Raw genomic sequence first — 10524 nt, forward strand, 5'->3', positions numbered from 1 at the left:
GTTTGCCCTTCTTAAAACATTGGCCCAGTACACTGACCATTAACCATCTGACCATAGCAGGTTGGATTATAGGTGCTTACCCTGAAGATGAGGGTAAAGAGATGCTGGATGAAATGGTGAGTCAGATCATCAGGGAACACATGGCTTCATCCGGCAGTGACGAGGATGAGGATATCGACGGGTCTCGGGCACTTTTCTGTGAACTGCTGGACAGTATGGTTGAGCAGCGGAGAACTGTGTTCAGCGACGACTCGCGATTTGTTACGGATTTTGATGTGTTGCGGGAAAACGGTGGCTACCGGCTGAAAGTGTTCAGTTCGGTGGTGCCGCCAACATTGTTTGATGACTTAGTGGGGGAACCCTTTGAGGCACATAAACAGCGTCTGCTGAAGAGCCTTCAGTCGCTTGAATGTCTGGTTATTCAGTGACATCAGTAGCGAAGAAATGAATCATAGAATAAATAGTGCTAAGCCTTATGGTAACAGCGTTATATTGTTCGCCCATATTTTTTCGAATGAATTGGGGGAGCGAAGAAATGTTTTATCGCCAGGACTGATGGTTGATGGATTATTCGCAAGATGGGTTTTATTAGCTACCTGCTGTTCGAATAAAATAACCCACATACAGACTGGCCTATGGGTATTAATTCGCTAATTCGTTTTTTTCGTGAGAGTGGGGCGAAATATTTTTGCTCTGCGGCCTCGCTTGTTTTTAGAGTGGTTGGCGACCTCTTCAATTTTCGGTGGTGCTTTTTTTCTTCAAATTTGTTGATTTTTACCCACAGTTATCCCTGAAGAGCCAAAAAAAGAAGCAGACTACTTGTTGGCTGTGAAAGGCAACCAGAAAAAACTCTATGGTGAACTGGCTCGAGCCTTTGAACAGCTTTGGCAAGACAATCCGGAAGACGCTCCCAGCCTTGAATTTGCCGAACAGGAAGGTAAATCGCATGGCCGCATGGAACATCGTAGATGCTGGGTTATCAACAATATTGCTGAAGCTTCCAACGCAGCTGGCTGGAAAGCCAAAACGATAGCTGCCGTCCAGTTGGACAGCCAGAAAAAAGCCAAAGGAAACACATTAATCCGTTACTTCATATCAAGTCGTAAGCTGTCTGCTGAAGAGGTACTTGAGGCTACAAGAAAGCACTGGTTGATAGAGAACCAGTTGCACTGGGTTCTTGATGTTGCTTTTGATGAAGATCGTTGCAGGTCACGTGAGGGCTATGCAGCGGAAAATCTTGCGGTTGCAAGACAGGTAACTCTCAATCTTCTTAAGCTGGATACATCAGTAAAGGCAGGTATCAAGAACAAGCGACACAAATGTGGTTGGGATGAACATTATATGATGAATGTGCTTGGATTGATCAATATGTGATCATGTTTTTGCCGTGGGCTTAACTGCTGGGCATCGGCATTCCCAAAGTACCATTCAACAAACTGTTCCACCTCTGCCCACTCATACACCCCAACCTCGTCCAGCACAGCCTTCAATTCATGGAGCACGTTCACATCCGTCGCTTGTGAGAGGCTGGTGGCGGTGTAAAACGGGTCAAAGGCCGCCTTGATATCCTCCACTTCGTTAAAGAAGTCCAGAATAAACAGGTCTTCCGTCTTCTTGTTCAGCTTGGGAGCCGCCCGGTTTAAACGGGACAGCGCCTGCACCGCCAACACCCCCTGAAGCTTTTTATCCACATACATGGTGCACAGCTTGGGCTGGTCAAAGCCGGTCAGGTACTTGTTGGCCACCACCAGCAGCCGGTAGTCGTCCGTATCAAACCGGTCACGGGTATCACTCTCGGAAAACCCGTTCACCTCCGGCTCGGAATATTCAATACCGTCCACCGCTTTACTGCCAGAAAAGGCAATCAACACCTTAAACGGTTGCCCCCGGTCCGCCAGCAGCCGGGTCAGGGCATGGTAATAGCGAATGGCCGACTCAATATTCTGGGTAATCACCATCCCCTTGGCCTTGCCCTTCAGCTTGTTCTTATTGCCCACCACCTGCTCCATAAAATGGTCCAGCATAATCTCAGCGTTGAGGTTAATGGTCTGCTGATGGCGCTCCACAAAGGCTTTCAGCTTCTTCTGCGCCTTGCGGGTGTCAAACAGTGGATTATCCTGAATGGACTTCTGAATCTCGTAGTAACTTTTGTAGGTGGTGTAATTGGCCAGCACATCGAGAATAAACCCTTCCTCAATGGCCTGCTTCATGGAGTAAAGGTGAAACGGGTGAAAACTGCCATCCTGTTGTCGTGTACAAAACTTTTCCAGCGTCGTACTTTTCGGTGTAGCGGTAAAGGCAAAGTAGGAGGCATTGCCACGCATTTTGCGTGAACGCATCGCCTTGAGAATCTTATCCTGGGCATCCAGCGCCTCGTCTTCCTCATTGCCCACGGTGCCAATCGCCCGGTTCATATTGTCGTGGGCTGAACCACTCTGGGAGCTGTGAGCCTCATCAATAATCACCGCAAACCGGTTGTTGCTCAGGTCGCTGATGCCATCAATAATGAACGGAAATTTCTGAATGGTGGTAATAATAATCTTCTTGCCCTGCTCCAGGGCGGCCTTCAGCTCCAGGGTGGCAAAGGGCAGGCCGTTAATAAACAACACCTGGCCAATGGCTTCCCGCCGGTTGGCCAGGGAATAATGCACCTGTCGGGTAGTACTGAAAATATTGGCCGCAAACCGGGCTTTTACTTTCTCCGAGCTGCTGGCCAGCGGTGCCGGGTAGAACAGCGTCAGATGGGCGTTATCCACATCCAGCCCTTTCTTCAACAGATGCAGCAAGCCGTACTTCTTCACCAGCCGGTCATAGCGGTCGAGAATTTTTTGTTGCCAGTCCGCCCCGGCTTTTTGCAGCTTTGCCAGTTCATCGCCCTGGGTCGCCTGCAGAAATGCCCAGAACTGTTGGTTATCCACAGCGTAATGGGCATTAAAATCCTGTGCATTACCCAGCCGGTAACCGTGGTTCGGCGCAGCGGTGGTAACCCCCTCTGCTACCTTGTCCCTGTGTTCAAGGCAGGTGCCGGTAAGCTGCTGTTCGATGGCGGCCTCAAGTGCCTGCTCGTTGGTTTGGCTGACCATAATCGTCCCTCAATTGACACTGGAACCTCAGGGGTTACACTTCAGCTATGATAATCAGTTTTCTGCACAAAGGGTTGGAGCGGTTCTATCGTACCGGTAAAACCTCGGGAATACAGGCGCAACATGCCAGAAAATTGCAGCGCATTCTCACCAACCTGGACGAATTGGCGCATATTTCTGAAATGGATTTTCCCGGCTACCGTCTGCACCAGCTGAAAGGAGAACGGCAGGGTATCTGGTCGGTCACCGTCAGTGGCAACTGGCGAGTGACCTTCCGACTGACTCAGGCCGGTGTCGAAATAGTCAACTATGAGGATTACCACTGATGGCCATGTACAACCCCGCTCACCCCGGTGAAATTCTGGGTGAAGATCTGCTGAAGCCGCTTGGACTTTCCGTTACCCAGGCGGCGGAACACCTGCGCGTCAGCCGTAAGACCCTGTCCAAAATCATCAACGGCCGGGGGGCGATTACCGCAGAAATGGCGTTGCGTCTGGAGAAGGTGTTTGGCAAACCCTCTGCCGACCACTGGCTGCGGATACAAAACGCCCATGATCTCTGGCATCTCAAGCAGAGGGAGCTGGACGTTACCCCCTACCGGCCGGATGCCGCCTGATGCACTCAGGCGACTTTGATTTTGCCGGTGACGGCGCTGTTGATCAGGGTGGCTTTGTACTCTTTCAGTCGTTCAATTTGTTGCTGGTGGAGGGTGATGGCTTTGTTAGTTTTCGTTAGTTGTTGCTCAATATGGGCTGCTATCCGCTCCTGTTCTGCCAGCGGCGAAATAAACAGATCAACCTTGGAGAAATTCTCAAAGTTAAGGTCTTGCCCGTCACGGATAAAACTGGCTGTAGACTGAAGCGCTTCTATATATCCTGGCATCTTGAACAGATAGCTGAAATAGCCTGGGTGGATGGTTTCCAGAGGTCGCAGCACAACATAGGATGAACGGATACAACCTGAAGCCCACGCCCGCTCAAACCCTTCCTGGAAGCTGCGCATGCATAAAATCATCAAGCTCAACATGCTTTCTTTTGTCCAGGTGAAACTGAATCTTTACCACCTTGCGCCCAATCAACCTTTCGTATTCTTCCTGCGGGATAACACCGTTGGCTTGCGTAGCGGAAAGCTGAACATCCTGAATTCGGCTTTGCTTGGGTTTGTCTGCTATTCGTTTGGAATCCCTATCAACACAGGCTAACCGTTTGTCTACACGATACAGGTTATGCTTAATTTCCAGGCTCTCCATAGCCTGCTCCCAAATGCGATAGTCTTGGTGTTAAAAATTTTGCCTTTTTCATTCACCGTTGCGTAGAGCATATGCACATGCAGGTGAGCCGTATCTCCGTGTACAACGAAAAGGGCTGGTCGCTGCCCCGGGGCAACCATATCTAATGATTCTCTGGCCAATTTGCAGGCAGTTCCTGCATCCAGCTTTTGACTGTCTGATGAGTGAAAACTAATCACACGGTGTTCCCACTGTGATTGCGAATCTTTCTTTCCTGGTCGGTTACGCTGGTTCCAGTCTACGATCTCGCGGATGAACGATTGTGCCGATGCTTTCGGAGAGTCGGTTATCAAGATTGGATTGGCAAGGTCTGTCTCTATATGCAGTACTCGCTCACTACTCTCTGCCTTTTGCATTGTTTTGACGTCAGAATCCTGCTGTTTTGCATCTGGGTCCAACATATAGCGTGCAACGGAAATTCCTTTTGCGATACTTCCGGTCAGTTTGGCATCAGCAATCATCGTTTCTGGCTAGGGATTTTACGAAGAAGCTGATTGCTTCAATCACCAGCTGGAGTTCGCATGTATCAGGGACTTTTCCGGAACGCATGATAGTTACAAGCTCATTGACCATATTCCCGATGTGGGCCACTTCTTCCAGCTGCCGCCGTTCAACCTCTGATGGTGGCGGAGGTAAGGCTGTGTTTTGATGCAGAGAGAGGAGGTATTCTGATACGTGCAAATTCAGTGATTTTGCTTTTGTCTGGATTGCAGATTTTTCCTGAGTACTTACCCGGATTTGGATTGTTTTGGTTTTCTCCATGATGGTCGTACTTTTTGATGTGCATAGGATACCGTGGTTTAGGGCGGGAAAACGGTAAGGGGTAATTTTTTTCCCCAGATATGTTGGTGCTCTACGGCATTAGAAACTTTCAGAAAGGTGTTGATGTGCTTTTGGAAAGTGGTTGACGCTTGAATTTTATTGGTCGTTTGCTGTAAATGGCATTTGCTTTGCCTTATCCGGCAAGCCCGTTGCTGAATTCGACATTTATTGTCGAACGGCCCAAAACACGTTGACTCAGTACGTATCCGAATATTTTATATTGCCTGCGGCGGAGTGAAACGACGCCGCACCCACTCAGTGCGAGTGCACACTGAGTCAGCTGCAAAAAGTCATGTCATGACTTTGCCCTTGCTTGCATTCCGCAATGCTCTGACTGATAGTTCAAATCTGCCATATTCAGCCAGTAAACCCTCCCGCGAGAGAACAGCCAAGAGATACCGTGAATGCTTGAAATATTAATATCTGCGACCAATGCCTTTTGTAAATACATGAAGGTTGATCCTGATCGGTTCCCAGTCCGGATGGTAAACGGGTGGGTACCCAACCCATAGCCACAGGGGAAACGGTTATTGCCTGGCAGGTCCATGCGGTTAAGGGTTACCGGAATAGAGAAGGGTGTACAGATGTTATTGCAGTAGAAGCCCGCAGTCGCTATGCCATTCTGTTTTCTAACCCGATGTTTTCTGATGTAGACGAGTTTACGGAGCGGTTCACCAAACGCTGGGCCAGAGAGTGTATCCATATGGCCATAGAGAGTGGTGCTACCACAGAAGCGCAGGCTCAGACCATGTATGACCAGTTTCTCGATATGGAAAAGGGAATCCGGTTTGTCAGAAATACCGATCTCAGTGTCAACGGACATGTTGCCGATGCTGAACAGTGGCTGAGCCAGTCCTATGAACATTACGGGCTGGAAAAACTGGACGAGAGTGAAGAGATTGGGTTGGGAATGCACCGAATCAACTGTGTCCACAAAAAGGCTAAGGCGTATCCTGGTGCAAAACAAATGGAGCGTTTCATTCCTATGTCACGGATGGTGGATGACTGGCTGTTCCGGTTTGCCAGAGGTCTGTCTGCGTGGGCGTATCCACAAACGCCGGATGGGGATTTTCCGAACCCATTTCCTGCAGCAGCAGCTACTGTTATCGGGCAGGAGAGATCATTGGCTTTGCCAGATAATGTGGTCAGCCTTGATGAGGTGCGTAAGCGTAAGAAGGTGCAGAAGGCATAACAGTCATGAGTGAATACCAGTATTACGAGTTGGTGGCCGTTGACCGGCAGTTGTCCAAAGATGAGATGGGGTATCTCCGGGGGATTTCCAGCCGGGCGCAGATATCGCCTAACCGGTTTTGTAACACCTATAACTACGGTGATTTGAAAGCCGACCCAAGGCAGTTACTGAGCAGGTTCTTTGATGCTTTTGTTGTCCGTTGGAATGACAAAAAACAGAAGTGGGTCTTCATTGTGACCAACCATTGAGGAAATCTCGACGCACAAGGCAATGAACAGCGGGACTCACCTGTTTGGTAATGTCATTTCATCGTTGATGAATGCAGGAAAGTCATTGGTCTCATGCATTAAGAAGCTGCTGGACTTCTGGGGAGATAATGCGAAAAGAGAACACCCTGCGCGGGATGGTTGTTCAAGGCGTACAAGATTAGGCCTTTGTGCGGTGGGTGGGGCTTAATGTCTACCTTAAGAAGAACTACTTATACTCGTGCTCAAGAATATGAGAGATGTGTTTTGATAGCGGAGTGTTACTATGAACTATGTTTATTAGTTTCTTTACTTCCTGAAAACTTCTACCCGAGTAAATAGCTTCAATGTTTACACTGTATGTATTTCCATTAAATAAAACTTTGTTGGGGTTATTAGTATTTGTATCTTCTTCAATACTGGAGGAGTGACGAGGTGCAATAAGAAAAACATGCCCATTTTCAAATAGTCCTGTATACATTGTATATTTTTCATCTTTGTATTTAGTGGTTGCGTTACCCAGCTCAATAATTGCCAGGAAACATTTAATATCTACCCGTTCTGGATCTTTAACAAGCCCTGAGTGTTGGTCGTATACATATCGTTTAAAAAAATGATCAAATTTTCCTGAATTGTAGATTGATTTTAAACTCTCATATTTGCTCGAATGTACTACTGTTTTCATATTTTTGAATTGAATTCGATGCCTTAAATCTTCGATAATCTTTTGATCAATAGAATTGTTGGCATTATGGCAGGTCTGCTTGAGCCGGAGCGCGTCGGGCAGAGTCAGTTTATTGGCGATATGTTGAATAACCTCAACTGGCAAGCAGTTGAAATAACCAGGTTGTAGCTGTTGGTCAAATGTTGATTCTGCTAATTGCGGGGGAATACTGGGCGATAATCCTGTTTGATTACATGGAGCATCGAATGGCATAAGATAGTTCTTATATTTCCTTCTCTTCCAAGTCCTAATAGAACCTGAGTTTGCGAAAAAGTTCCATCTGCGGGCGAGTGTGTGATGCAATGCAAAACCGGGGAATCCACACCGGCAACATGCTCTCAGGCAGCCTGATCTTTGGAAAAAACGACAGTATCCAAGCGCTGTGAGCAGTCTTGCACTAATAGTCAGAGGTTCCCTTTCCATACATTTGACTAAATGAACTTTTCATCGCCCCTGCTGTCTAATCGAAAAAAGAATATAAATTATATTTTTTATTTCTGTTTTTTGTTATCCGGGGGTGCAATACGCACTGAATCAGAAAAAGAGCAACCACCATCATTACCTATGTTACCAACGACAATTTCGACGAATTTTCCAGCCGCCGACAGTAGCAGACCTCTTGAGGATGACCATGCCGTTCAGCGTCGGTATTTCAACCGGGATATCAGCCAAATACTGGGCCTTCCTCCGGTAGTCAACAATACCAGACTCATTGGTATGGAGTATGAGTCCAACAGCGTCACATTCACAGCTCCTGGCATCACCCTCAGAAAAGGCACAGTACTTGCGGAAACCCCGGGATGTTACTTTGGCTACCCATTAATGAGTCTGACCATTGATCAAGCGGGTGGGGAGCAAATACTGGCAATACTGGAGACGGTGCTGGCACCGCTGTCATCGGAGACGCTGGTCAAACTGCGTTTATGTGAGCTGGTAGAGAAACTGTTTGAGATGCTGGCAACCATCCCCTCAGAGACCGGCATGGCGCTGGAAGAACTGCTCCAACAATACAATCGATGGCTGGAAAGCCTTGATGGGTTTGACGAGCGTACCTGTGCTCTTTTGCGATTAGCGGCAGTCCATGAGCCGACCTCCCTCAGACACGACCAGGGTATTAACTGTGGGCTGCTGAATCAAGCGGAGGTCAGCACCTTGACCGGCAAAGGACCTCTGACATTAATAAAGATACCGGATCGGGAGGCCGACTGGGACTATTACAAACAGACCAGCTTTTTTGTAGAGTTCAAAAATATCAGACAACTTGCGAATATCCCCCAGCAAACAGAACTCTATTCATTGCTTGATGCAGCCTGTTGGTGTGAAGCAAAAGAGATCGCTACCGCTCTGTTGAGGGAGTTCGGAATAAAAACTGAACATGAAAATACACTGCCTGTCTTTATGCACTGGTCGTACAACTGTCTGAAAATAATTAACTATGGTTTTACGACCAGAACGCGTGGTGGTCAAGGAGTTATCCGCCATGTACCTTTGTGCATCAGAGCTGGCCAGCTTCAGGCGGTGTTTCAACTACTATCAGATGAGACCGTTAACGAGTTGGTCACAAGCATTAATAGAGATCGGGAGAACGAGCTGTACAAGGTCATAATACTGATATTTCTGGACTACGGTGGCTGGAAAGAATTTCCTGAAAAACGCACCGCCTATGAAAAGTTGGAGCAATGGCTGTTTCACGAAGCCCGGGAACTGTTTAAAGTCCTCAAAATAAGGCATCAGCGCGGTAAACACCACGTGTATAGCCCTTTTTCATCAACTCCTTATATTGTCACCAGAGATAATGAGAAACTGATATTGCCTGATCCGGGCAAGGCAGCTGGTTACTTGCAAGATTTTGTTCTGACCAAGCGCAACGACAAATATTATTTCCTCTATGAATTAACAACAATTAAGGAAGCAAGTTATTGCGTTATCGAGTTCAGACTGCATCAGGGCAACTGTGGGGAGCTAAGTGTTTTTGATCTTCCATTCAATAATCCGGAAAGACCCTTTGATCCATTACACCTCACCGAAAATGAACAACAGATGATGGATATTCTGTTTGAAAACCGAGTGGTGCAAACCTTAGACGATATCATGTGGCTCCAGAACCTTCGCTCTTTGCTTGAATCTCTACCCGATCTGGGTACTGGACAGATATAAAATTCAAGCTAGCCTCAAGAAAACCTTCCGACAATATGGGCTTGCATTCTGGCGCTATTTAACAGACAGGCTTACAGGTAGCGGAACACTCCCAGGATTGGCTCAGAAAATCGAGAGTGCTGCACAATGGTTGTCGTGTGGCTTAAGTGCGGCTTTTTGTGTGCATACATCAGGGGTCGTTAATTAAAACTCAAATACAGTCATAGAGAAAGTCGTAAAAGGTGGTCAATAAATGTATCAAGCCAATGTCAATGCGACTGGGGTAGGCCCACATATACTGGCGATCTGTCTCTCAAGACGACTAAGACTGTTTCGAGGCAAGCAACGCTGGCTTCAAAATCGTTTTGCAGAAAGGTAAGCATTGAAGAAGAGGCCTTAGCCAGGGGAGTCAAACGTCAAGCAGAGTGTGATAATCCTGTCGCTGCAGATCTCAGAGACAAAAGCTGCAAAATGACAGAATCTGGCTTAACTGATCAAAACTCACTGAAAAAAACAGCTCAGAAAATTTTTATAGGTAATAGAGAGTATACTCGTCAGGAACTTGCTGAGACATCAACTAAAGAGCTTAACCTGCTTCTCAAGAAAGAAAATAGCAAGGAAGTTAAAAGTTTCGTGAGATATATTAGAAGAGCGGAAAAAAAACAGGCGTCATCAAGCAGGATATAGAAAAGAGGTAATGGCTAATAAACAAGCTGTTGCCAATGAAGTGAAAATGTTGAAGTCTGAAAAAAAAGGCTGGAGTTAGAGAAGAAATCTCTAATAATGGGAAAAAACAAGCTTAAGTTAGAGAACAGGGCTATTGTAGCGTTAAAGAACAGGTTGGAGTTAGAAAACAGATTTCTAATAACGGAAAAAAACAGGTTAGAGATAGAGGTCAGGTCTCAAATAGTGCCTGTCAGAAAACCCATGAATAATCCGACTCAACAGGCACTGACAAAATTTTTTTGAAGACAAAACAGGCCGCTCATGCCAGTCGCCTCCTTTTTTGATCAAAACTTAATCATTTCCCCGTT

General features: G+C 46.9%; 14 protein-coding genes. 9 read left to right on the forward strand and 5 right to left on the reverse strand.

Annotation, left to right across the window (positions count from 1 at the left end):
* The first annotated feature begins 2 nt into the window (after positions 1-2).
* Both J7438_RS22015 and J7438_RS22020 read left to right on the forward strand, forming a co-directional pair.
* Entirely contained in the window at positions 3-428 is a 426-nt protein-coding gene (locus J7438_RS22015; protein WP_209278250.1) for a hypothetical protein, read from the forward strand.
* Between the two features lie 358 nt (positions 429-786).
* A complete protein-coding gene (locus tag J7438_RS22020) occupies positions 787-1374 on the forward strand; it encodes an ISAs1 family transposase (protein ID WP_353620175.1) in 588 nt (195 codons plus the stop codon).
* On the opposite strand, the gene J7438_RS22025 is transcribed toward J7438_RS22020, so the two are convergent.
* Positions 1338-3083, reverse strand: a complete 1746-nt coding sequence (locus tag J7438_RS22025; protein WP_209278252.1) for a type I restriction enzyme subunit R domain-containing protein — start codon at positions 3081-3083, stop codon at positions 1338-1340. The two genes, J7438_RS22020 and J7438_RS22025, sit on opposite strands and share 37 nt — an antisense overlap.
* Before the next feature lie 47 nt (positions 3084-3130).
* Between J7438_RS22025 and J7438_RS22030 the strand changes: the two genes are divergently transcribed.
* Positions 3131-3409, forward strand: coding sequence for a type II toxin-antitoxin system RelE/ParE family toxin (locus J7438_RS22030; RefSeq protein ID WP_209278253.1), 279 nt, complete (start codon positions 3131-3133; stop codon positions 3407-3409).
* A 5-nt stretch (positions 3410-3414) separates the two neighbouring features.
* Positions 3415-3699 (forward strand): HigA family addiction module antitoxin, encoded by a 285-nt coding sequence (locus tag J7438_RS22035; protein WP_286196822.1) that lies wholly within the window; start codon positions 3415-3417, stop codon positions 3697-3699.
* A 5-nt stretch (positions 3700-3704) separates the two neighbouring features.
* On the opposite strand, the gene J7438_RS22040 is transcribed toward J7438_RS22035, so the two are convergent.
* Positions 3705-4085 carry a restriction endonuclease subunit S gene (locus J7438_RS22040; RefSeq protein ID WP_209278264.1) on the reverse strand — a complete coding sequence of 127 codons (381 nt, stop codon included), beginning with the start codon at positions 4083-4085 and terminating at the stop codon, positions 3705-3707.
* Here J7438_RS22040 and J7438_RS22045 point away from each other — a divergent pair.
* The gene (locus J7438_RS22045; protein ID WP_209278255.1) at positions 4084-4284 is read left to right on the forward strand and encodes a hypothetical protein; all 201 of its coding nucleotides are present in this window, start codon (positions 4084-4086) and stop codon (positions 4282-4284) included. The two genes, J7438_RS22040 and J7438_RS22045, sit on opposite strands and share 2 nt — an antisense overlap.
* Positions 4285-4292: 8 nt before the next feature.
* Here the strand turns inward: J7438_RS22045 and J7438_RS22050 are convergent, their stop codons facing one another.
* Positions 4293-4832, reverse strand: coding sequence for a relaxase/mobilization nuclease domain-containing protein (locus J7438_RS22050; protein WP_209278256.1), 540 nt, complete (start codon positions 4830-4832; stop codon positions 4293-4295).
* Complete coding sequence (locus J7438_RS22055) at positions 4822-5133, reverse strand: plasmid mobilization protein (protein ID WP_209278257.1); 312 nt, start codon at positions 5131-5133, stop codon at positions 4822-4824. The genes J7438_RS22050 and J7438_RS22055 overlap by 11 nt, the downstream gene beginning before the upstream one ends.
* 553 nt (positions 5134-5686) lie before the next feature.
* Here J7438_RS22055 and J7438_RS22060 point away from each other — a divergent pair.
* Positions 5687-6385, forward strand: coding sequence for a hypothetical protein (locus J7438_RS22060; RefSeq protein WP_209278258.1), 699 nt, complete (start codon positions 5687-5689; stop codon positions 6383-6385).
* Positions 6386-6390: 5 nt separating this feature from the next.
* Positions 6391-6633, forward strand: coding sequence for a hypothetical protein (locus J7438_RS22065; RefSeq protein WP_209278259.1), 243 nt, complete (start codon positions 6391-6393; stop codon positions 6631-6633).
* A gap of 226 nt (positions 6634-6859) precedes the next feature.
* Here the strand turns inward: J7438_RS22065 and J7438_RS22070 are convergent, their stop codons facing one another.
* Positions 6860-7567 carry an F-box protein gene (locus tag J7438_RS22070; protein ID WP_209278260.1) on the reverse strand — a complete coding sequence of 236 codons (708 nt, stop codon included), beginning with the start codon at positions 7565-7567 and terminating at the stop codon, positions 6860-6862.
* Between the two features lie 351 nt (positions 7568-7918).
* On the opposite strand from J7438_RS22070, the gene J7438_RS22075 reads away from it, so the two are divergent.
* Together J7438_RS22075 and J7438_RS22080 are read left to right on the forward strand one after the other, a co-directional pair.
* Positions 7919-9511 (forward strand): hypothetical protein, encoded by a 1593-nt coding sequence (locus J7438_RS22075; protein ID WP_209278261.1) that lies wholly within the window; start codon positions 7919-7921, stop codon positions 9509-9511.
* A gap of 450 nt (positions 9512-9961) precedes the next feature.
* A complete protein-coding gene (locus tag J7438_RS22080) occupies positions 9962-10177 on the forward strand; it encodes a hypothetical protein (protein WP_209278262.1) in 216 nt (71 codons plus the stop codon).
* Positions 10178-10524 lie beyond the last annotated feature (347 nt).

The sequence above is a fragment of the Thalassotalea sp. G20_0 genome (assembly GCF_017744175.1).
Lineage (GTDB): Bacteria > Pseudomonadota > Gammaproteobacteria > Pseudomonadales > Endozoicomonadaceae > Endozoicomonas.